This window comes from Rhizobium grahamii CCGE 502, from assembly GCF_000298315.2.
In the GTDB taxonomy this organism is placed as follows: Bacteria; Pseudomonadota; Alphaproteobacteria; order Rhizobiales; family Rhizobiaceae; genus Rhizobium; species Rhizobium grahamii.
The window spans coordinates 60847-82837 of sequence record NZ_AEYE02000035.1; the positions used below are offsets into that span (position 1 = coordinate 60847).

The following is a 21991-nucleotide window of genomic DNA, read 5'->3' on the forward strand; positions in this document are numbered from 1 at the left end:
CGAGGTCGGCGTTGATAGGTCCGGCAAAAACTGGCAGTCAAAGGATGAAAAGCGTGTGGAATGATCTTAGCGGCGGATCCTACCCGACCCTCTACGCCCAGGTGATAGCATGGGCGCTGTTGGTCTTCATTTTTTTCGTAACAGTTTCCCCGATCAGGATGCGGCCGCGCACGATCACCCGCGTCAATCTCGACAGGGCGCTTGTCTTCGCCTCCATGGCATTCTTCTTTGTGCTTGGTTATCCACGCTATACGACACCAGTGGTCCTGGCCTGCGTGGTCGGTTCCGGCCTCTCGGAACTGCTGCAGCTCGCATCGCCCTCGCGGCATGCCCGACTTGGCGATGCGATGGCCAAATCGATCGGAGCCGCCGCTGGCGCCGGCGTTGCAATCGCCGCGCTCCTAACATCAAGCCTCATGGCAACCTGAACTATCGAAAAAGCATTCGGCGATGGCCGCTTTTCGGAAACGTTTTAGTATGGCAGATAGGAACGGGTTGATAGGGAGAGAGACTGCCGCAGATGAAGGGAATTCGCCAACTCGCCAAGCATCTCGATATTTCAATCGGAACAGTTTCACGTGCGCTGAATGGCAGACCTGACGTCAATGAGGACACGCGCAAGCGCGTGCTCGCGGCCGCCGAGGAACTCGGCTATGTCGCCAATCAATCCGGCAGAAGTCTTCGTCAGGGGACGACGAATGTCATTGGCCTGATGATCGAATCCAGCAAGGAAACAGTCGAAAACAGCGACAACTTCTTCCTCGGCGTTACCGGCGGCCTGCAGAGCGTCCTCTCCCGACACAAGCTCGACCTGCTCATGTTGCCTTGCCCGAATGACGAGGACCCGCACGAATATCTGAAACGGATGGTTGCGCGGCGGATCGTCGATGCGATGATCATCTCCGCCACCCAACGCGTCGACAAGCGAATCGATCTTCTGATCAAGACCAAGATCCCGTTCGTGGCGCTCGGACGCAGTACCTCCGGCGGCAACCACACCTGGATCGACCTCGACTTTGAAGGCGTTGCCGCTTGCGCCGTCGACCGGCTTGTTTCGAAAGGGCATCGCCGCATCGCCATTGCCGCGCCGTCGAACGATATCAATCTCGGCTATATTTTCGTTGATGCCTACCGCAAGTCGCTTGAACGACACGGCATCGCCTTTGATCCTGCGCTGGTGATCCGTGTCAAATCGAGCGAGCAGGGCGGCTATCAGGCGGGCCACGAAATGCTGCGGCTCGAGAGCAAGCCGAGCGCGATCATCCTGATCTATGAACTCATGGCGATCGGTCTCTACCGCCGCCTCAACGAGGCGGGCATCGTACCCGGACGAGATCTCGCCGTGATCGGCTTTCGCGAGGAACCGCGCGGTAAGTTCCTGCAGCCGTCACTGACCTGCTTTCGCATGTCGCTTCGTGATCTCGGCGTCGAACTTGCCGAAACCCTGCTCGCGACGATGCCTGCCTATGCCGAACACTATCCGAAGGGGGCCCGCAGCACGATCTGGCCGCTGGAGCTCGCCCCGGGCGAAAGCGATGCGTTTTCGCTGACCTCGTAGGACGGCGCGTCAGGGGCGGGCGGGAATGCGATTGCAGTGCGCGAAAGAGGCACGCAGGATTGGCTTCAGCAGACCTGATTTTTTTGCTGCAATGCAGCGCAGACCCGCCTAAAGTCTCGCCATTCCACGCCTTTCCGCAGCATTTATTGCCAAATTGTATGGTATTGACAGCAGGAAACGTTTCCGCTTAGTATCGTAAACGTTTACGGGATGTGTTTCGGGAGGAAAGCCGAAAACCACCCATCGGAGGAAATCGTGATTTTGAAAGCCGTTCTATGCGGGTGCGGAGCCATGTCCAAAGGCTGGTTGCGTGCCATCAAGGAAACCCCGGCGTTGGCAGCCGCCATCGCGGTCCGGGGCCTCGTCGACGTCAATCCGGCAGCCGCCGAAGCGCTGGCAGCCGAGTTCGGACTCGAGGGCGTCGTCACCGGCACGGACCTGTCCGACGTCATTGCACGGACGAACGCAGACATCGTGCTCGATGTCGTGGTGCCCTCCGCACGCTTCAACATTGTCTCTACCGCGCTGAAGGCCGGATGCCACGTGCTTAGCGAGAAGCCGATGGCGACGTCGCTGGTTGAAGGGGCAGCACTGATCGATCTTGCCGCCGAAACCGGCAAGATCCATGCCATCATCCAGAACCGCCGCTTCATATCGGGCGTGCGCCGCATGCACCGCTTCGTCAAGAGCGGTGCGATCGGGGACCTTACCGCCATTCATTGCGACTTCTTTCTCGGCCCCCATTTTGGCGGGTTCCGCGAGGAGATGGACAACGTCCTCCTCCTCGACATGGCCATTCATACCTTCGACGCGGCGCGTTTCGTCGCCGACAAGAAGCCACTTGCCGTCTATTGCGTCGAGCGCAATCCGAAGGGCTCATGGTACAGGCATGGTGCCACCGCCAATGCAACTTTCGAATTTTCTGATGATGTCGTTTTTACCTATCGCGGCTCCTGGTGCGCCGAGGGGGAGCGCACGAGCTGGGAAAGCGAATGGCGTCTCGTCGGCTCGCGCGGCATGTTGACCTGGGACGGCGCCGACACGTTCAGCGCCGCCGTCGCCGGCACCGACCCTGGCCTGCTGCATGGCTTTGTGCCCGTAAACGTTCCCGGCCCGATGCATGAAGAAGAGACGCACGGTCATGCCAGCGTCATGTCTGACTTCGTCGAGGCAATCAGATCAGGCAAGCGCCCGGAAACCGCAAGCTCCGACAACATCAGGAGCCTTGCCATGGTCTTTGGCGCGATTGAGAGCGCCAAAACCGGCAAGCGCATCGAAATTTCAGCATAAGGAAAGTGATTGTGAGCAATCCCGCCAACTCCATTCGTATCGGTACCATGGTCAGCGCCTCCAAGAGCGGCGCCGACAAGCGCATTGGCCAGATCGCCGATATGGGCTTCGAAAGCTTCGAGCCCTTCTTCTGGCAGACGACGAACCGGCAGGATCTTGCCGAGCTCGGAAAGCGCTGCATCGACGCCATCGGCGACCGCGACATCACGATTTCGACGCTCGGCATGTTCGGCAATCCGCTCGAAACCACCGAGATCGACCTAGAGACGCTGCAGGGCTGGAAGGACTGCATCGACAACGCCCACCATTTCGGAGCAACCTGCGTTGCCGGATTTACCGGCCGTGTCCGCAACAAGCCGCTGACCGACAGCCTGCCGCGCTACAAGGAAATCTGGAGCGAGCTTGCCAAGCGCGCGGCCGACAAGGGCATCAAGATCGCTTTTGAAAACTGCGCCATGGACGGCAACTGGGCGACCGGCGACTGGAACATCGCTCACAACCCCGACGCCTGGGAACTGATCTTCAACGAGACCCCGGACGACAACATCGGCATTGAATGGGAGCCCTGCCATCAGATGGTCTACCTGATCGAGCCGTTGCCGCAGATCCGCAAATGGGCCAAGAAGATCTTCCACGTGCATGGCAAGGACGCGACCATCCGCTGGGACGTCATCAGGGAGCACGGCATCTTCGGCAAGGAGAAGTTTGTCTTCATGCGCACACCAGGCTTTGGTGACAGCAACTGGACGGACATCATTTCCGAACTGCGCCTTGCCGGCTGGTCCGGGTCGATCGACATCGAAGGCTGGCATGATCCGGTGTATCGCGACCAACTTGAGATGACTGGCCAGGTTCATGCGCTCAACCACCTCAAGCATGCCCGGGGCGGCGCTTTCGTCGTCGATCCGGTTTGATGGAATAGTGGCCGGCGAGGAGGAATCGCCGGTTTTTCAAGGGATAACCACCAAGGAGGAGAACTATGGGTATCCGCAAGTTTGCAATGATCGGCGCCGTGGCGCTTGCAGGCGTTTCTCTCTTCGGCCTTTCCGCGAAGGCCGAGGATGTCACCCTGACACTATGGTCGCTGGACAAGGACATCCAGCCGGCGCCCAATCTCGTCAAGGAATTCAACGCCCAGAACAACGGCATCAAGATCGAGTATCGCCTGATCCAGTTCGATGACGTCGTCACCGAAGCGATGCGCGCCTATGCCACCGGACAGGCACCCGACATCATTGCCGTCGACAACCCCGAGCATGCGATGTTTGCCTCGCGTGGGGCCTTTCTCGACCTCACCGACATGGTGAAGTCGTCTTCGGTCATCAAGCCGGACAACTATTTCCCGGGTCCGCTGAAGTCCGTCGAGTGGGATGGGAAGTACTTTGGCGTGCCCAAGGCGACGAACACGATCGCGCTCTACTACAACAAGGAGATGTTCAAGGCGAAGGGCCTCGACCCGAACAAGCCGCCGCAGACCTGGGACGAGCTTGTCGAGGATGCGCGCAAGCTCACCGATCCCGCCAAGAACGTCTATGGTCTCGCCTTCTCCGCCAAGGCGAACGAGGAGGGCACCTTCCAGTTCCTTCCCTGGGCTCAGATGGGCGGCGGCAGCTACGAGAACATCAATGCCGAGGGTGCAGTGAAGGCGCTGGAAACCTGGAAGACGATCATGGACGAGAAGCTCGCGTCTCCTGATACGTTGACACGCGGCCAGTGGGACTCCACCGGCACCTTCAATTCAGGAAATGCCGCCATGGCGATCTCCGGCCCCTGGGAGCTTGATCGTATGACGAAGGAAGCGAAGTTCGACTGGGGTGTTGCCCTGCTTCCGGTTCCGAAAGAGGGCGCCGAGCGCTCCTCGGCAATGGGCGACTTCAACTGGGCGATCTTCGCCAGCACGAAGCATCCGGCCGAAGCTTTCAAGGCGCTCGAGTTCTTCGCCTCCCAGGATGACAAGATGTTCAAGAACTACGGCCAGCTTCCGGCCCGTTCCGACATCACCATTCCTGCGACCGGCGAAAAGCTCAAGGATGACGGGCTGAAAGTCTTCATTGAACAGCTGAAATACGCCAAGCCGCGCGGTCCACACCCGCAGTGGCCGAAGATCTCCAAGGCAATCCAGGACGCCATCCAGGCTGCCCTGACCGGTCAGATGTCGGCGAAGGAAGCACTCGACCAGGCTGCCGACAAGATCAAGGCCGTGCTCGGCTAACCCTTTCCGAACAACCGGATGGCTTTCGGGCCATCCCACCATTTCCTCCCGGGAGGGGCTGTGTTTCAGCGCAAGCTTAAGGCAGCCCCGTTCGGAGTATCGGAGGATCGATGAAACGGATTCTTTCAAGCGTCAGGGACGGCCGCGGCTTCGACATCGTGCTCGTCGCCTTTCCGCTGGCGTTCCTGTTCCTCATGGCGGGACTGCCACTCATCTACAACGTGGTGATGAGCTTCCAGGAGGTTGACATGTTCAGCCTCGGGACCTTCTCGCGCCCCTTCGTCGGTTTCAAGAATTACACGGATCTCTTTGCCCAGCCGGAAACGTGGCCGATCCTCGGCAACACGGTGATCTTCGTCCTTGGCTCAATCGCCGGGCAGTTCCTGATCGGCTTTGGCCTCGCCCTGTTCTTCTGGGTCAGTTTCCCCGGCGCCTCCTGGCTGAGAGGTCTGTTTCTGGTCTCCTGGGTCATGCCCGGCCTCGTCGTCGGCGCGATCTGGAACTGGATCCTCTCGGGCGACTTCGGTGTCCTCAACTTCATCCTGAAGGAGAGCGGCATCATCAGCGGCAACATCTTCTGGCGTTCCGATCCGCACTTCTCGCTCTATGCCGTGATCATCGCCAATGTCTGGCTTGGAACAGCCTTCAACATGATCCTGCTGTCGGTCGGCCTGTCTGGCATTCCCGGCGATCTCTACGAAGCAGCCGAGCTTGATGGCGCCAACGCCTGGCAGCGCTTCTGGACGATCACGCTGCCGATGATGCGCTCGACAATCGGCGCCATCATCGCGCTTGGTCTGATCTTCACATTACAGCAGTTCGACCTCTTTGCCGCCATTACCTCGGGTGGCCCGAACAATTCGTCCAACGTCACGCAATACTGGGCTTGGGACCTATCCTTCCGCCAGTATGATTTCGCCAAGGGTGCGACCATTTCCGTCATCATGATTGTCTTCGTCATGTTCGCCTCGGTCGTCTATGTCCGCTCGACACGCCATGAGGTGCGGGGATGAGCGAGACGATACGCAACCGCATGATGCTCGTGATCGCCATCCTGATGGCCGCGATCTATCTGTTCCCGCTCTATTGGATGTATATCACCGCACTTAAGGGCGGATCCGAGATGTTCGCCACGCCGCCGAGCTTCTGGCCGGCCGAGCCGCAGTGGGGCACCTTCAGCTATGTCTGGGAAAGCCGCGGCATGGGCCGCTACCTCTGGAACTCGGTGGTCATCGCCGTCGGCGCGGTCACGCTGATCACCGTGCTCGGCGTCGGCTGCGCCTACGTGCTGGCACGCTACCGCAACGTCTGGGTCGACATCGGTCTCTTTCTCATCCTGATGCTGCAGGTTCTGCCGGCGTCGCTGATGGTGACGCCGATCTTTGTCGGCTTCTCGCAGCTCGGAATGCTCGATTATCCGCGTCTAGCCGTCATCATCGCGATTGCCGCAAAAAGCATGCCCTTCTTCGTCGTCCTGGTCAGGGCCACATTCATGGCAGTGCCGATGGAACTCGAGGAGGCTGCGCTTGTCGACGGAAACAGCCGCGTCGGCGCCTTTTTCACCATCGTCCTGCCGCTTGCCCGAAACGGCATCCTGGTCAGCGCGATCCTGATCTTCATGCAGGCCTTCGGCGAGTTCGTCTATTCGAAATCGATGATTCAGGCAGCCGAGCTTCAGCCGGCTAGCGTTGGCCTCAACTCCTTCATGGGGCCGAATACCAACGAATGGAACAACATCATGGCCTACGCGACGATGTATGTGACACCGATCCTCGCCATTTTCGTCCTCTTGCAGCGCCGCATAGTATCCGGCCTCACCTCTGGAGCCCTCAAATGACCAGTCAGATCGAGCTCAGCGGCGTCAACAAGCATTATGGTGCATTTCACGCCTTGAAGAACATCAACCTGTCGATTGCCAAGGGTACCTTCGTCGCACTTGTCGGCCCGTCCGGCTGTGGAAAGTCGACCCTTCTGCGGTCGCTTGCAGGGCTTGAAAGCATCTCGGAAGGCGAGCTCAAGATCGCCGGCGAACGCATGAACAACGTGCCGCCACGCAAGCGCGACGTCGCCATGGTGTTCCAGTCATACGCGCTCTACCCGCATATGACGGTGGAGGAAAACCTCACCTACAGTCTGCGCATACGCGGTGTTGCAAAGGCTGAGGCCAGGAAGGCAGCAGCGGACGTTGCTGCGACCACCGGCCTGTCGCATCTGCTGAAACGCTACCCGCGCGAGCTGTCAGGTGGGCAGCGCCAGCGTGTCGCGATGAGCCGCGCCATCATCCGCCACCCGAAGGCCTTCCTGTTCGACGAACCGCTTTCAAACCTCGACGCCGCCCTTCGCGTCCATATGCGCAAGGAAATCCGCGCGCTGCATGATCGGCTGCACGCGACCTCCGTCTACGTGACCCATGACCAGATCGAAGCCATGACCATGGCCGATCATGTCGTCGTCATGCGCGAAGGCGTGATCGAGCAGCAGGGCAAGCCGCTTGATCTCTACGACAAACCCGCCAACAAGTTCGTCGCGGGCTTCATTGGATCGCCCGCCATGAACTTCATTCCGGCTCTGGTCGCCGAGGACGGCAAAAGCCTGACGATCGATCTCGGTACCGTCAAGCACAGGATAGCGATCGATCATCAGGTGCAGACGGGTCGCAAGGTCACTGTCGGCATCCGCCCCGAGCATATCGGCATCACCGCAGCAGGGCAGGGGATCTTCGACGTCCCAGTGTCGGTGGTCGAATCGACAGGCTCCTCCACCTTCGTCACCGCATCGACGACCCCTGAGCTGACGGTTGTCGAGACGGGCCGGGGAACTGCCCGCGCCGGCGAGATGATCGGCATGAACGTCGATCCCGCGAACCTGCATCTTTTCGACGAGACAAGCGGGCTGCGCCTCTGATGTCGAGAAGCGGCCGGACGACAATCCGGCCGCCGATCGATCCTAGCGGCCGCCTTCCATTTTGCGGTGCCGCTGGTTCGTCCCGCCGGCTCCGTATGGATAGTCGGCCACAACAGGCTGGCTGATTTCGCTCAGCCTCGCCATCTCCTCCTCCGACAGGACAAGCTTTGCCGCCGCGAGGTTATCGGCGAGCTGTTCGTTCGTTCGGGCTCCCAGAATGACCGAGGTCACCGCCGGCCGCGCTGCCGTCCAGGACAATGCGACCTGCGCCATGCTTACGCCACGGGTCTTGGCAACGTCCGCCACGGTGTCGATAATTGCCCAGGTTCGCTCCTGCGCGTTGCGGTTCGCGTAGGATTCCATTCCCCTTGCGGGATTTTCGCCGAGACGGGTGGTGCCTGTCGGGGTCTCGTCGCGCCGATACTTGCCGGTCAGCCAGCCGCCGCCAAGCGGCGACCACGGTAGCAGGCCCATGCCGGCATCCTGGCAGGCAGCAACGATCTCAAGCTCGATGTCGCGCACCAGGAGGCTGTACTGGGGTTGCAGCGTCACCGGCAGGCTGTAGCCCCGCGCCTTGGCAATCTCCGCTGCCTTGGCAATTTGCCACCCGACATAGTTCGAAAATCCATAATAGCCGATCTTGCCTGCGGAAACAGCATCGTCGAGGAACCGCAATGTCTCCTCGATCGGCGTCAGCGCATCCCATGCATGCATCTGGTAGAGATCGATATGGTCAAGGCCGAGGCGCGCAAGCGAAGCGTCGAGAGCTTGGTTGAGGTGGCGACGCGACAGCCCGATGTCGTTCGGGCCTTGCCCCATCGGAAACCGGCCCTTTGTCGCAATGACAGCCTGTTTGGCTTCCGTCGGCCGCTGCTTCAGCCAGCGGCCGATGATTTCCTCTGATGCTCCGGCGCTGTAGACGTCGGCCGTGTCGATGAAGTTGCCGCCCCAGGCGAAGTAATCGTCGAGCAGCCTGTGCGATGCCGCTTCGTCTGCCTCAGCACCGAATGTCATCGTGCCGAGGCAATAGGCGGTCACGACCGCACCGCTGTTGCCGAGCCTGCGATAGTCCATGGAGATCCTCCTCTTCTTGACCGGAAAGATTTGCCTGAGCCTCTGAAATCGTACGCGACGACATCCGATGTGATTCCGAGCTTGCCAGGAAACACGGGTATCTACGACTTCTCACGACAACCGAGACGATACAAGCGACAAGTTCGTGACATTGACGGTCGGCAGCAGGTTGCACTCCCGAACCCAGAGACTATGAGTAACGGTAGAGCAACTGTCGCAGGCTCATATAGAGGGGTTGGCAAAAACAGAAGCCCTGCCGCAGCCATGCCCGGCTCCGGCAGCCTCGTACGCCGACATCAAAACAGCGTTGCGACTGTCCGGAGCAGCTCTGGGTAAAGTGACTAAGCGGGCTTTGCTACACTCGGATCTTCCGAAAGAACGCGCGCCTCGAGAATAGAAACGCCATAGGCTGCCATCAGCCACAGGCACAAGGCTACGCAACGCGGAACGGATTGCTCGCCGGTGGCCAACCGCCGCCTGGTTTGTTCGTCGATCCCGAGCAGTTCCTGAATGTCGCTTGCCGACATTCTCGCGACCTCCACGGCCGCTCTAAATTCGGACGGTGTCATGTTACCCCCTAGCGCGGTTCCGACCGCGCATCTCCTCCAATCAGGGGCAACCCTTCCATCGGGGCATCCGCATCCAAGATCAGAGCATTGTTCCAATTCCAAGCGGGCAGCAGCGCCTGGCTCAAGAACATCCGCTCGACCTGGCGGCCGAGCATCGGGCTACAAGTCCCATGCTCAGCCGGTGTCGGAAGCCTGTGTTCAGAGCCTCGTGATGATGACCTCCAGATATTCGCTTGGTACGACCACGGTACCGTCATCGGCGCGATTGAAACGTTCCATGAGCGCCAGCAGGTCGTTGGTCAGTGTATCTCGCGCCGCCGGATCAAGGGCGGCGAAGGTTTTCAGGACGGGACCATAATAGGTCCGGAAGACCTCAAGCCAATGATCCGGCGACTTGTAGCGGAACACGAACTGTCGCGGCGTCGCGGCGATCGACGCGATCGCTGCTGGGAACAGTTCCTCAAGCCGCACCCGCGAACCCCAAGCCGCTGGCGAGCGGGCACCTGCCGGAGGCTGCACATGCTTGCCGATCGTCTTGAACATCTGCCCGATGAAACCGTCAGGGGTCCAGTTCGCAAGACCGACCGAACCACCGCGCTTGCAGACCCGGAGAAGTTCTGACGCGGCCCGCTCCTGGTCGGGCGTGAACATCACGCCGAAAATAGAAAGCACGTTGTCGAAGGATTGATCGGCAAACGGCAGTTGTTCCGCATCAGCCTCCTGGAAGACGATCGGCAGCCGATCGGCCCGGGCGCGTTCCTGGCCGCGTTCCAGCAGAGCTGGAACGTAGTCGGTCGCGGTCACCTCGCACCAGCGTCGGGCGGCGGCAAGGGCGCCGTTGCCGTTTCCGGCCGCAACATCGAGCACCTTCGAGCCTGCGCGCAGATCGAGCGCTTCGCAGAGGCTTTCACCGACAATTTGCAAGGTTGTCCCAACGATTGCGTAGTCGCCCGAAGACCAGGCACTTTGTTGCCGGGCTTTGATCGCTCCGAAATCGACGGTGGGCTGAGTATCACGCGCGACGGCCGCAGATGTGGACATTGCTTTCTCCTTGGGTCAGATTGGTCAGCCTCATGGTGCGTCTATGGCAACCGTGGTTGGGCACGTGTCGTGCCGCGGTCTCTGGCTTAGATAGGGATAGTGGGGGTCGGCGTGGCAGCTGGCGTGGGAACGAGCGTGGAATCGCATGGCGAGGAAGCCAATCGGCCCGGGCGCTCGCTTGAGATCCGACTGCTTGGGCCGATGGCGATCCGACGTGACGGCGTCGACCTGAAACTCCCCGGATCCCGAAAGGTGCGGTCTCTTCTTGCTTACCTAGCGCTGTCGCCGCGGCCGCGTGGGAGGACACAACTTTGCGATCTCCTATGGGACATTCCTGACGATCCGCGCGGGGAGCTGCGATGGTGCTTGAGCAAGATCCGGTCGCTCATCGGGGAACAACGCGTCACCACCGACGGCGATGCTGTTGGCCTGGAACTATCGGACTGCTTTGTCGATGCGATCGAGGCGGCGACGGCTTACCAACACGGCTTCAAGACGCAGACAATCGACCAGTTGCGAGCCCTGGCGGGCCTTTTTGCCGGTGACTTCCACGAGGGGTCGAGCCTCGAACGAAGCCCCGCATTCGAAACCTGGCTGGTGTCGCAACGTCGTCGGTTGCGTGACATTCATGCCGCTCTTCTTGAGCACATGGTGCAGCGTTTGCCGCCGGAAGAAGCCCACGCCTATCTCGATCGCTGGATCCAACTGGCGCCCTTCGATTTTCGCCCGCACGAACTGCTGCTGATTTCCATTGCCAAGGCGGGCCGTTTTCGGGAAGGCGAGGAGCATCTTGAAGCGACCACGAAACTATTTCGTGCCGAAGGTATCAACGAGCGACCCCTGCATGACGTCTGGCAGACGGCCAGAACACAGACAGACGAAACCTTCCCGCCACGACAGATCAGTGCCAGTGCTGTGCCCGCATCATCTTCCCGCGACACCGAAACCTTCCCAAGGGAGCCGCGGCGGCCGTCGATCGCGATCATGCCGTTCAATGAGCTATCGGCCGTAGCCGCGCCTGGCGGCCCTTCGGATGCCCTCGCATACGACATTATCACCCGGCTTGCGAAGCTCCGCTCCTTCCATGTCATCGCGCAAGGCACGATGTTCGCGCTGAGAGAGCGCCGTCATACGGTCGACGAGACAGCGCGGCTGCTCGGCGTCGACTACATCGTCGACGGATCGTTCCAGCGCATCGGTGACCGCATCATCGTTCGCGTCGAGTTGACCGAAGCAAGAACGGCTCGCATCGCCTGGACCGATGTCTTCGAGCGCCGGGTTGCCGATACCTTCCTCCTCCTTGACGAAATTGGCAGCAGGATCGTCGTCTCGATCGAGCGCGAAGTCGAGACGATCGAGAGCAACCGTGCCCTCCTAAAGGCGCCGAACTCTCTCGATGCGTGGGAGGCTCACCACCGGGGACTCTGGCACATGTATCGCTTCACCAAGAGCGACAATGAGAAAGCCCAGCACTTCTTCGAGCGAGCAATAGGACTGGACCCGACCTTTGCCCGTGCCCATGCCGGCCTGTCCTTTACCCATTTCCAGAGTGCCTTCCAGCATTGGTCGGACCGCGATACCGAGGCCGATCTTGCCTACCGGGCGGCGAGCCAGAGCATGATGGCAGACGAGCTCGATCCTACGGCCCATCTCGCCATGGGACGCGCACTGTGGTTGCGAACGCTGCATGATCAGTCGGTCGGCGAGCTGCAACAGGCGGTCGAACTTAGCCCCAGCTTCGCCATTGCCCATTATTCTCTCGCTTTCGTTCAATCTCAGTCCGGTGATCCGTGGGCGGCGGTCGTTGCGGCCGATCACTCGCGGGCGCTCAGTCCTTTCGACCCGCTGCTTTTCGGTATGCTCGCCAGTCGCGCCTTGGCCCTCGTGCGTCTCGGCAGTATCGAGGAAGCCGCAGATTGGGGTATCAAGGCCGCGGCCCGTCCGAACGCCCATGCCCATATTCTGGCAATCGCGACGCTTTGCCTTTCAATCGCCGGACGCCTTAGTGAAGCAAAGGCGTATTTGGCGATGCTTCACGTTCGATATCCTGCGTACCGCCTTGATGACTTTATGTCGGCCTTTCATTTCCCCTCCGCCGACCAGCTACTGTTTCGGCAGGGTGCAAAGCGCATCGGATTGGATTGAAGGAGCCATTCCGTCCTAAGTCATCGGCCGCTCGCGCACCTATTCCCTGTCGGCGCAAAGCGCCCGTCAGATGCTTGCAATCTTTCGTAGTTCCTCGGCGGTCGTTGTCTGGAAGCCGAAGAATTCGAGATAGGCCGGGATCTGTTCGAAGAGCATATCGGTCCCGACTTGAAAGGCGCATCCCCTGGCGCGAGCTGCAGCGAGAAACGGGGTGATCTCGGTTTTCATGACGACTTCGCCGACGAAGGTGTTCGGAGAGAGGCGCGATACATCGACGGGCAGTGGATCGGCCTGGCGCATGCCGAGCGGGGTTGCGTTGACAACGATGTCGAAGCCCGCAGGGTCGCTGGAGCCGGTCGTCACCTGTGTGCCCGGATAATACGTGTTCAGTCGTTCATGCAGCCCGCTCAGAGCGATCATGTTATCGTCATGAAGAGCAATGCGCCGCACGCCTGCAGCAGCCAGCGAAGCGGCGATCGCTGAACCAACGCCGCCAGCGCCGACGATCAAAACGTCAGATTCTGCCACCTTCTGGCCCTTGCGCAAAAGCCCCCGCACGAATCCGTCGCCGTCGAACATGTCGCCGATCAGTTCGCCATCCCCGCCAAGGCGGATCGCATTGCATGAGCCCGCTACCTTTGCATTCGTGGAAATTGTGTCGAGGAGCCTCATCGTCGTGACCTTGTGCGGCATGGTGACGAGGGCCCCATGGATGTTAGAGAGCCGGAACAGGACCTTGAGGAAGGACGGGTAGTCCTCAGGTTTGCAGCCCATCGGGACAACGATGGCATCGATCCCGCTGGTTTCGAAGTAGGGATTGTAGATCAGCGGCGCCTTAAAGGACTCCGTCGGGTAGCCGAGATGTGCGATGAGCCGTGTGGTGCCGCTGATCATGAAGGCTTCCCCTGCGCCATCGCGTCGTTGAGAAGGACGGTGTGACCCGAACGGGCTGACGATTTGATTGCCTCGATTACGCGTAGGGTCGCAAGCCCTTCTCGCGCACTGACGAGAGGGCCTGCCTTGCCTGATATCACATCACAGAAATGGTTGAGCTGGGCGGCGAGCGGATCGGCAGCATCAAAGGTGACGCGCTCCTCCACCAACTGTTCCAGCCAGTTCGGCGCTGCCGCACTTGTCCACAGTACGAGCTGGGGGATGGAAAGCGACCCGATCGTGCCTCCAATCTGATAGCAAGGCTGATCCTGCCGGGGATAGGCGGGGTTTTCGCCGGCGGTCAGTTCCCAGCTCCATGGCGAGGCGATGGCATCGGAGGCATTGAGCGTCGCAAGAACACCGCTCTTGAAACGCAGGAGGATGACAGCGGTATCCTCTACAGCCAGCCCTCTCGTGGAGTCCGACTGGATCGCATGGACACTGTCGACCTCCCCAAAGAAGTAACGGAAGAGATCAACATCGTGGACCAGGTTGATGAGGATTGGGCCGCCGCCTGCCTCGCGCCGCCAGTGGACATCAAAATAATCGACCGGCTTGGCAACCCAAAAGGTCCCGTGGGCGGTTAGGACCTTGCCCATCCGGCCGCTGTCAAGGATGCGTTTGACCGCCTTGATCATCGGATTGTGGCGACGGTGATGGCCGATCAGTATCGGTACGCCTGCCGCTTCGGCAGCGGCTACGATCGTCTCTGCCGCAACAGCATCGTGCGCGATCGGCTTTTCGATCAGGGCCGGCAGCCCCGCGAGAACGGCTTCAAGCGCGTTCTCGGTATGAAGCTCGTTGGGCGTAGCGATGATGATGCCGTCAAGCGCCGCATTCGCTGTCGCTTCCGCGAGGGTTGGGAACCAGGCGGCCCCCTTAAGACCAGCGAAATCTCTTGCAGCGTCGGAAGGATCAATGACCGCGGCAAGCATCGCGCGCGGCTGAGCCACTATCCTTTCAATATGGCGCTTGCCTATCAGGCCCGCGCCCATGACGGCGATCTTAAACGGGTCAGTTCGGGTAGGCATTCAACGTCCCCCGGATTCAGTTACGAAGGATTTCGCCGAGGAACTTGCGAGTGCGTTCGTGGCTCGGATTGGTGAAGAAGTCCGACGGATGGGCTTCCTCGACGATCGCGCCGCTCGCCATGAAGATCACCCGATCGGCAACCTGGCGGGCAAAACCCATCTCATGCGTTACGCAGATCATTGTCATGCCTTCGTCGGCGAGACCGATCATGGTGTCGAGTACCTCCTTGACCATCTCGGGATCGAGAGCCGAAGTCGGTTCGTCGAAGAGCATCACCTTCGGGCGCATGCAGAGCGCTCGCGCGATGGCAACGCGCTGCTGCTGGCCTCCGGAAAGCTGGACGGGGTATTTCTTAGCCTGTTCCAGAATCTTGACCCTGTTCAGCAGTGCCCGCGCACGCTCTTCGGCCTCTGCCTTGCCCACGCCTAGTGCCCGCATCGGCGCCAGCATGCAGTTCTCGAGCACTGTCAGGTGGGGAAAGAGATTGAACTGCTGGAAAACCATGCCAACTTCGCGGCGGATGGCGTCTATTGCCTTGGCTTGATTACCCATCAGAATGCCGCCGACGCGGATTTCACCCTTCTCGTAGCTCTCCAGGTGATTGATGCAGCGGATGAGTGTCGACTTGCCGCTGCCGGAGGGGCCGCAGAGAACGATCTTCTCGCCCTTTTGCACGGACATGTTGATGTCGTGCAGCGCTTGAAACGCGCCATACCATTTCTCCACGTGGGTCATGGTGATCATGGTCTCGGCGGAAGTTGTTGAAATGTCGCTCATGGTCTCGTTCTCATCGCGGCCGTCAGCGGGCGCCAGAGGCGGCGAAGCGGCGTTCAAGCCGCGCGCCGAGGATCGTCAGCGGGCAGCACATCAGGAAGTACAGGGCACCGACGATGCCAAAGACCGTCAGCGGCTGGAAGATCTGGTTTGAGATGATGTTGCCGGCCCGGGTCAGTTCGGTGAAGCCGACAATCGAGGCCAATGACGTTCCCTTGATTAACTGCACGAGGAAGCCAACCGTCGCGGGCAGTGAGATACGGATTGCCTGCGGCAGGATCACATCCCTCATGCGCGAGAGGTATTTGAGGCTGAGCGCCTTTGCCGCCTCCGTCTGCCCGCGAGGCACTGCGTCGATCGAGCCGCGCCAGATCTCCCCAAGGTAGGCGCTGGCATGCAGCGTCAAACCGATCGCGACGGCAAGCCAGGCGTCGAGCTTCAGGCCAATCAAGGCAAGACCGTAGTAGACGACGAAGAGCTGCATGAGTAGCGGCGTGCCTTGAAAAATAGCGATGTAGCCCGCCATCACTCGCTCTAGTAGAGGCAATTGTGAGGTCCGCGCCAAAGCCACGGCAAGCCCCGCAATACCACCGCAGACGAAGCCTACTGCTGACAGGAGAACAGTCCACTTAAGGCCGATTAGGAGAAAGACGAATTCTTCCCTGCCCACGTTCGTCTCCTATTTGACCGGATAACGGAAGTAGCGGGCCGATAGGAGCGAGAAGAGGCGCATCATCAGCCAGGAAATGACGAGGTAGAAGATCGTCACGGTGAAATAGACTTCGAAGCTCCGAAAACTCTCGGACTCGATACGCTGGGACACAGACGTCAACTCGTAGGCAGAAATTGCCGAGGCAATGCTGGTGGTCAGCGTCAGCAGTACAAACTGGCTGGTCAACGACGGATAGATCGCCCGTAGCGCAGGCTTCAGGATGACCAGACGAAACACCTGCAGCTTGTGCAGGCCAAGCGCCAATCCGGCTTCCATCTGGCCCTTGGGGATGGATTGGACGCCGCCGCGGATAATCTCGATCGCATAAGCGCCCCCATTGATGCCAAGTGCGATGATCGCCGTCGGCGTCGGGTCGAGCCGGATGCCGGCAAGTGGCAGGGCGAAATAGAGAAAGAAGATCTGCACAAGGAACGGCGTGTTGCGGATCAGTTCGACGAAAGCGATCACCAGCCAGCGGACAGGCTTCAGAGGCGAGTCGCGCAGGGCTACGCCGCCAACGCCAATGATGATCGCAAGCAGCATGCCGCAGATCGCCAGCAGAAGGGTGCCGAGACAGCCAAGAAGCAGACTGGGAAGGCCCTCGATGACTGGTGTGAAATCAAGCCGGTAGTTCATGTCTCACTTGAGCTCCGCCCTGCCATGTCGGCCATCGCCTCGATCGCCAGTTCGTAACCACGGGCCCCGAAGCCAATCATGATTGCACTCGCGACACGCGAGATCAGCGAATTGTGGTAGATGCTCTCGCGCGCATGAACATTCGATATGTGCAGTTCGATCTTCGGCGCATCGAAGGTCTTCAGTGCATCAAGAAGTGCGATAGACGTGAAGGTATAAGCAGCGGGGTTGATGATGATGCCGCAAGCTTCGTTACGCGCCTGGTGCACGCTTTCCACGAGTTCTCCCTCGAAATTGGTCTGGCGGAAATCGACCATAAAACCGAGGCCCCGTGCTCGGGCGATGCATTTTTCCTTGATGTCGGCAAGCGTCGTTGTGCCGTAAATAGCGGGCTCGCGCTGGCCAAGGAGGTTAAGGTTCGGCCCGTTGAGCACAAAGATGGTTTTGGTCATGGTCGCGCTCCTTGAAAAACGGCGCTCGTCTTCAGGTACGGAGGTAGCGTTGACGGGCATCGTGATGCCCGTCGCTCTGTCTGCCTAAAGCAAGTGAGCCGCTCAGTTGACGGCGAAGGGGATGCCCTCGAGCTTTTCCGGAAATTCCGGTACAGGAACTTTCATCCACTTATCGTAGATAGTCTTCAATTCACCGTTAGCCTTGATCTTGTCGATAAAGACGTTGATCGAAGCATTGATTTCCTTTTCACCCAGCCGCGTGCAGGCGCCATTGTAGAGTTTCTGGAATTCGAGCTTGTTTTCGAATTCGCCCGGGCGAGCCTTCTCGACACGGTCCATGTAGAAGATGTTGCCACCGAGCGCTTGCACTTGCCCCGAGACCAGCGCCTGGACGCTCGGAGCGTCGCCATCGAATCGGCGGATCGTCGCCGTCTTCGGCGCATTTTTGGTCACCTGGGTATCCTGTGCCGCCCCCTTCGCGACCCCGATCGTCAGGTTGGCCATGTCGTCATTGGTTTTTATCGGCATCGATTTCGGTGCAATCAGCACGATCGCATTGGCGACATACGGCTTGGAGAATTGGACGGCCTTGGCGCGGTCCGGCAGCATCGCCATTGTTGCGAACAGCACGTCCACGCGACCCGTCGTCAGCGCCGGTATGCGGTTGTTGACCTCGAGCGGGACGAACTCGACCTCGACGCCGAGCTCCTTGGCATAAAGCGTTGCGATATCCGCATCCAGACCATCCTGCTTGCCGCCGCTCGTGACGAAGCCCCATGGTGGGTTATCACCCTGGATGCCGACGATGAGTTTTCCCTTGGCCTTGATTTCGTCGGGGGTAACGGCGGCCGCCGGCCTTGCAAGCCCGGTTGCGGCAATAAGAGCTGCAGCGCAGAGCATTGCGTTTCGCCGCGTTAGCATCGATTTCAGCATGGTTTCCTCCTCCATTGGGCGGCCGCGCTGACCGCAACAGTCACTCTCCCTGACCGTATAGGCATAATTGCCAGACAGCTCGTCATAAATCAACATATTTTTCGGATAATCTATGATGATTTGTTTTTTGCCAATTGAATTGAAATAATCACGACATTCGGCATAATACCTCCCAATCGATTTTGGGAGGATGGCGGTATCAGGCCCCATTGCCCGATTTGCTGAGTGCGAAAGGGTTCGGACCATGAAGACCTCGATTGCCACGGTGAGCATCAGTGGCGAGTTGCCCGAAAAGCTGGAAGCGATTGCGAAAGCTGGTTTCGACGGTGTGGAGATTTTCGAGAACGACTTCCTTGCCTTCGATGGGCGGCCCTCCGAAGTCGGGAGGATGGCAAGGGATCTCGGTCTGGAGATCACGCTTTTCCAGCCGTTCCGTGATTTCGAAGGCATGCCTAAACCCTTGCGCAGCCGTACGTTCGACCGGGCCGAGCGCAAGTTCGATATCATGCAGGAGCTCGGAACCGACCTTGTACTTGTCTGTTCAAACGTATCGTCCGCAGCGCTTGGCGGCATCGATCGCGCAGCATCGGATTTTCACGAACTCGGCGAGCGCGCTGCAAAAAGAGGCTTGAGGGTCGGATACGAGGCGCTTGCCTGGGGACGCTTTATCAGTGACCACCGGGATGCCTGGGAGATCGTTCGAAGGGCAAACCACCCGAACGTCGGGCTCATCCTCGATAGCTTCCACTCGCTCTCGCGAAAAATCGATGTCAATTCAATCCGTTCCATCCCGCCGGAGAGAATCTTCATCGTCCAACTCGCCGATGCTCCGCTGATCGATATGGATCTCCTCTATTGGAGCCGACACTTCCGCAACATGCCAGGCGAGGGCGATCTGCCGGTCGCCGCATTCGCCGAGGCTGTCGCCGCGACAGGCTACGATGGCTACTTCTCACTGGAGATCTTCAACGATCAGTTCCGCGGTGGTTCGACCCGCGCGATTGCGGCAGACGGCCACCGCTCGCTGATCTATCTCGGTGATCAGGTCAGCCGGAGCACGAGGGCCACGATCGGCATCGACATGCCCCCGAGAGCGTCGGCGCAAGGCGTCGGCTTCGTTGAATTTGCCACCGATGAGGACGAGGCTGTCGAACTCGATGGCCTGCTCAACGCACTCGGCTTCCGCAAGGCGGCGGTTCACCGCTCCAAGAAGGTCAATCTCTATCAGCAGGGCGAGATCCGCATTCTCGTCAACGTCGAGCCGGTTGGTTTTGCTTATGCAGCGTATGCTGTCCACGGAACTTTTGCTTACGCGATGGCACTCGCGGTTGACGACGCCGCTGCGGCTTACCGGCGCGCGCTCGCGCTTGATGCCGAACCGTTCCGTCAGCCCGTTGCCGACGGCGAGCTCCAAATTCCGGCCATTCGCGGCGTCGGCGGCGGGTTGATATACCTGATTGACCACAAGAGTCCGCTCGGGCAATTTTCCAACATCGACTTCGAAGCCGTCGATGGCGAGGACGCCGGTGATGCGGGTCTAAAGCGGATCGATCATATTGCGCAGACCCTTGCCTACGACGAGATGCTGACGTGGCTGCTGTTTTACACTGCGATCTTCGAAACAAGAAAGACGCCGATGGTCGACATCATCGATCCCGGCGGTGTGGTGCGCAGTCAGGTTGTAGAAAATGACACGGGCTCGCTCCGCATCACAATGAACGGCGCGGAAAATCGTCGCACGCTTGCCGGCCACTTCATCGCAGAGAAGTTCGGATCAGGCATCCAGCATCTCGCATTTTCCACTGACGATATCTTCGCCACAGCGAAATCTCTGCGCGAAAGGGGCTTCAAGGCGCTCCACATCTCGCCAAACTACTATGATGACGTCGAGGCGCGCTTCGGCCTTGATCCTCACCTCAGCGAGCAGTTGAAGGCTGAGAACATTCTCTATGATCGCGACGAGCACGGCGAATATTTTCAGCTCTATAGTGGGACCTACGGCGAAGGCTTTTTTTTCGAAATCGTCGAACGCCGCGGCTACCGCGGCTATGGTGCGTCCAACGCCATCTTCCGCATTGCTGCATTGAAGAAGCAGATGCGGCCGGAGGGCGTGCCGAAGGATGCTATCTGACCCCCTGTGGGCGGCCTAGGAAAGCCGTCCGCTGTTCAAAACGTGGTCCACGCCACTCTGGATATGCTGCCGGACCACGGCTTGCGCGCCTTCAACATCGCGCTTCAAAGCAAGCTGGAAGAGAAGCTTGTGATCGTCGACGACTGGCTGTCCACGAAAGCTGCGGGCGAGCAAGTGATAACGCAGGAAACGGTCAAAAACCGAAGAAAGAACTGTCATCAACGTGGTGGAGTTGCAGGCCGACACGATCGCCTGGTGGAACTCCCAGTCGTAGCGCACCCATTCGATCGTGCGTGAGGCATCACCCGACAACAGCGTCTTCTCCGCGGCCGCAAGTTTGTGGTGCGCGGCAACGATCCTGCCCTCCCATTCAAGGTTTCCGGCAGAAAAGGAGAGAGCGATCGCATGCGTTTCCAAGACCAGGCGAAGATCTGCAAGTTCCTCCAGCTCTTTGCGAGACGCGGGGCTCACTTCGAAACCGCGCTGACCTTCTGCAAGCACCAGGTTTTCGGTGGTTAGACGGCTCAGGATTTCTCGCAGCGAAGACACGCTGATCGAATAGCGCTTCCTTGCTTGTTCAAGCTTGATCTTGGCGCCCGGCGCGAGCCTGCCCGAAATGATGTCCTCGCGGATTTGACGCAGGACAACATCGCTGACCGTTTCAGAGGGGTCGGTTACGGGCTTCAGCATGGTATTCCCTTGTGTGCGTCTACTGTCACGCGTCAGAGGCGGTGCTTGGTAAGGGCGTGCTCGACCCCGTCCAGAATATGGCGCTGCAGGATAGTCTTCGCTGTCGCGCTGTCGCGGGCGAGTGCTGCTTCCAGAAGCTGCCGATGTTCGGCTTCTGCGACGCTTCCGCGGTATGACAGGGCCACCATCTGGTAGCGCAGGTATTTGTCGAAGACGGCGGAATGCGTTTCCATGAGGAGGCGCGATCCGCAGGCGGAGATCAAAGCCTGGTGGAATTCCCAATCGTAGCGCTTCCAGTCTTCAGCTCTGCTGGTGTCGCCGGAGGCCATCACCTCTTCCATGCGGGCAAGCTTGTAGTGAGCCGCCATCAATGCGGCCTCCCATTCGACACCGCCCTGTGCGAAGGATTGATCGAGAGCGTGTTCTTCCAACAGCAACCGCAGCGCAGCGATTTCCCGCAGATCCGCCTCCGAAACAGGCGCGACCTCGAATCCGCGCTGACCCTCGGCGATGACCAGCCCTTCCGATGTCAGGCGATTGAGAACCTCACGCAGAGTGCTGACGCTCGTATCATAAGCTGCTTTCAGGTTTTCGAGCTTCAGCTTTTGCCCGGGCGATAGTCTCCCGAAGATGATATCTGCCTTGATCTGCCGGTAGCTGCTCTCCGCGACGGTTTCGCCCAAAAGTTTCTGGAGCAAATCGATCTCCGATATTTTGCATTTTGTCATACGTATATCGACACGGCCGTGAGCTTTCAATCGGTAAATACAATTTGACACGTCGATTAAGAGATGCGCCGGTTCCAGGAGGTGACAGGTTCAACGGCCGCCACGCGATGTTGGCGAAAGCCCATCCATAGAAACCCCAGTGTGAGCACGCTGTCCGTTGTATGGCGACCCCACGAA

Annotated in this window: 22 protein-coding genes; 10 read left to right on the plus strand and 12 right to left on the minus strand. The window is 59.4% G+C overall.

Going from position 1 to position 21991, the window contains the following annotated elements; genetic code table 11:
• The first annotated feature begins 44 nt into the window (after nucleotides 1–44).
• From RGCCGE502_RS27710 to RGCCGE502_RS27745, 8 genes are all read left to right on the plus strand, one after another.
• Nucleotides 45–428: a VanZ family protein gene (locus RGCCGE502_RS27710; RefSeq protein WP_016557528.1), complete on the plus strand. Its 384-nt coding sequence runs from the start codon at nucleotides 45–47 to the stop codon at nucleotides 426–428.
• Between the two features lie 92 nt (nucleotides 429–520).
• Entirely contained in the window at nucleotides 521–1558 is a 1038-nt protein-coding gene (locus tag RGCCGE502_RS27715) for a LacI family DNA-binding transcriptional regulator (RefSeq protein ID WP_016557529.1), read from the plus strand.
• Between the two features lie 210 nt (nucleotides 1559–1768).
• Nucleotides 1769–2848, plus strand: a complete 1080-nt coding sequence (locus RGCCGE502_RS27720; RefSeq protein WP_081647323.1) for a Gfo/Idh/MocA family protein — start codon at nucleotides 1769–1771, stop codon at nucleotides 2846–2848.
• Nucleotides 2849–2859: 11 nt separating this feature from the next.
• Complete coding sequence (locus RGCCGE502_RS27725) at nucleotides 2860–3762, plus strand: sugar phosphate isomerase/epimerase family protein (protein ID WP_016557531.1); 903 nt, start codon at nucleotides 2860–2862, stop codon at nucleotides 3760–3762.
• A 65-nt stretch (nucleotides 3763–3827) separates the two neighbouring features.
• Nucleotides 3828–5060, plus strand: coding sequence for an ABC transporter substrate-binding protein (locus RGCCGE502_RS27730; protein ID WP_016557532.1), 1233 nt, complete (start codon nucleotides 3828–3830; stop codon nucleotides 5058–5060).
• A 110-nt stretch (nucleotides 5061–5170) separates the two neighbouring features.
• Nucleotides 5171–6073, plus strand: coding sequence for a carbohydrate ABC transporter permease (locus RGCCGE502_RS27735; protein ID WP_016557533.1), 903 nt, complete (start codon nucleotides 5171–5173; stop codon nucleotides 6071–6073).
• On the plus strand, nucleotides 6070–6897 hold the full coding sequence (locus RGCCGE502_RS27740; protein WP_016557534.1) for a carbohydrate ABC transporter permease: 828 nt from the start codon (nucleotides 6070–6072) through the stop codon (nucleotides 6895–6897). Before RGCCGE502_RS27735 ends, RGCCGE502_RS27740 begins: the two co-directional genes overlap by 4 nt.
• Nucleotides 6894–7964 carry an ABC transporter ATP-binding protein gene (locus tag RGCCGE502_RS27745; RefSeq protein ID WP_016557535.1) on the plus strand — a complete coding sequence of 357 codons (1071 nt, stop codon included), beginning with the start codon at nucleotides 6894–6896 and terminating at the stop codon, nucleotides 7962–7964. The genes RGCCGE502_RS27740 and RGCCGE502_RS27745 overlap by 4 nt, the downstream gene beginning before the upstream one ends.
• A 42-nt stretch (nucleotides 7965–8006) precedes the next feature.
• Here the strand turns inward: RGCCGE502_RS27745 and RGCCGE502_RS27750 are convergent, their stop codons facing one another.
• The 3 genes from RGCCGE502_RS27750 to RGCCGE502_RS27760 all read right to left on the minus strand — a co-directional run bounded on the left by RGCCGE502_RS27750 (nucleotide 8007) and on the right by RGCCGE502_RS27760 (nucleotide 10648).
• Entirely contained in the window at nucleotides 8007–9038 is a 1032-nt protein-coding gene (locus RGCCGE502_RS27750; RefSeq protein WP_016557536.1) for an aldo/keto reductase, read from the minus strand.
• Nucleotides 9039–9379: 341 nt separating this feature from the next.
• The gene (locus RGCCGE502_RS27755) at nucleotides 9380–9565 is read right to left on the minus strand and encodes a hypothetical protein (RefSeq protein WP_016557537.1); all 186 of its coding nucleotides are present in this window, start codon (nucleotides 9563–9565) and stop codon (nucleotides 9380–9382) included.
• Between the two features lie 240 nt (nucleotides 9566–9805).
• On the minus strand, nucleotides 9806–10648 hold the full coding sequence (locus tag RGCCGE502_RS27760; protein ID WP_016557538.1) for a class I SAM-dependent methyltransferase: 843 nt from the start codon (nucleotides 10646–10648) through the stop codon (nucleotides 9806–9808).
• A 111-nt stretch (nucleotides 10649–10759) separates the two neighbouring features.
• On the opposite strand from RGCCGE502_RS27760, the gene RGCCGE502_RS27765 reads away from it, so the two are divergent.
• Nucleotides 10760–12793 carry a transcriptional regulator family 1 gene (locus tag RGCCGE502_RS27765; protein ID WP_016557539.1) on the plus strand — a complete coding sequence of 678 codons (2034 nt, stop codon included), beginning with the start codon at nucleotides 10760–10762 and terminating at the stop codon, nucleotides 12791–12793.
• Between the two features lie 66 nt (nucleotides 12794–12859).
• Here the strand turns inward: RGCCGE502_RS27765 and RGCCGE502_RS27770 are convergent, their stop codons facing one another.
• The 7 genes from RGCCGE502_RS27770 to RGCCGE502_RS27800 form a co-directional block, all read right to left on the minus strand.
• On the minus strand, nucleotides 12860–13687 hold the full coding sequence (locus tag RGCCGE502_RS27770) for a shikimate dehydrogenase family protein (RefSeq protein ID WP_016557540.1): 828 nt from the start codon (nucleotides 13685–13687) through the stop codon (nucleotides 12860–12862).
• Nucleotides 13684–14757 (minus strand): Gfo/Idh/MocA family protein, encoded by a 1074-nt coding sequence (locus RGCCGE502_RS27775; RefSeq protein ID WP_040675802.1) that lies wholly within the window; start codon nucleotides 14755–14757, stop codon nucleotides 13684–13686. The genes RGCCGE502_RS27770 and RGCCGE502_RS27775 overlap by 4 nt, the downstream gene beginning before the upstream one ends.
• A 16-nt stretch (nucleotides 14758–14773) precedes the next feature.
• Nucleotides 14774–15502: an amino acid ABC transporter ATP-binding protein gene (locus RGCCGE502_RS27780; RefSeq protein ID WP_051158738.1), complete on the minus strand. Its 729-nt coding sequence runs from the start codon at nucleotides 15500–15502 to the stop codon at nucleotides 14774–14776.
• A gap of 55 nt (nucleotides 15503–15557) precedes the next feature.
• The gene (locus RGCCGE502_RS27785) at nucleotides 15558–16202 is read right to left on the minus strand and encodes an amino acid ABC transporter permease (protein WP_040675804.1); all 645 of its coding nucleotides are present in this window, start codon (nucleotides 16200–16202) and stop codon (nucleotides 15558–15560) included.
• A gap of 9 nt (nucleotides 16203–16211) precedes the next feature.
• On the minus strand, nucleotides 16212–16880 hold the full coding sequence (locus RGCCGE502_RS27790; RefSeq protein WP_016557544.1) for an amino acid ABC transporter permease: 669 nt from the start codon (nucleotides 16878–16880) through the stop codon (nucleotides 16212–16214).
• A complete protein-coding gene (gene aroQ, locus RGCCGE502_RS27795) occupies nucleotides 16877–17332 on the minus strand; it encodes a type II 3-dehydroquinate dehydratase (protein WP_016557545.1) in 456 nt (151 codons plus the stop codon). The genes RGCCGE502_RS27790 and aroQ overlap by 4 nt, the downstream gene beginning before the upstream one ends.
• Nucleotides 17333–17434: 102 nt before the next feature.
• Nucleotides 17435–18265: a transporter substrate-binding domain-containing protein gene (locus RGCCGE502_RS27800; RefSeq protein ID WP_040675883.1), complete on the minus strand. Its 831-nt coding sequence runs from the start codon at nucleotides 18263–18265 to the stop codon at nucleotides 17435–17437.
• A 244-nt stretch (nucleotides 18266–18509) separates the two neighbouring features.
• Between RGCCGE502_RS27800 and RGCCGE502_RS27805 the strand changes: the two genes are divergently transcribed.
• Complete coding sequence (locus RGCCGE502_RS27805; RefSeq protein ID WP_016557547.1) at nucleotides 18510–20396, plus strand: bifunctional sugar phosphate isomerase/epimerase/4-hydroxyphenylpyruvate dioxygenase family protein; 1887 nt, start codon at nucleotides 18510–18512, stop codon at nucleotides 20394–20396.
• A gap of 15 nt (nucleotides 20397–20411) precedes the next feature.
• Here RGCCGE502_RS27805 and RGCCGE502_RS27810 read toward each other — a convergent pair whose 3' ends face one another.
• Nucleotides 20412–21086, minus strand: a complete 675-nt coding sequence (locus tag RGCCGE502_RS27810; protein ID WP_016557548.1) for a GntR family transcriptional regulator — start codon at nucleotides 21084–21086, stop codon at nucleotides 20412–20414.
• 32 nt (nucleotides 21087–21118) lie between these two features.
• Nucleotides 21119–21814, minus strand: coding sequence for a GntR family transcriptional regulator (locus RGCCGE502_RS27815; RefSeq protein WP_019280321.1), 696 nt, complete (start codon nucleotides 21812–21814; stop codon nucleotides 21119–21121).
• Between the last annotated feature and the right edge of the window lie 177 nt (nucleotides 21815–21991).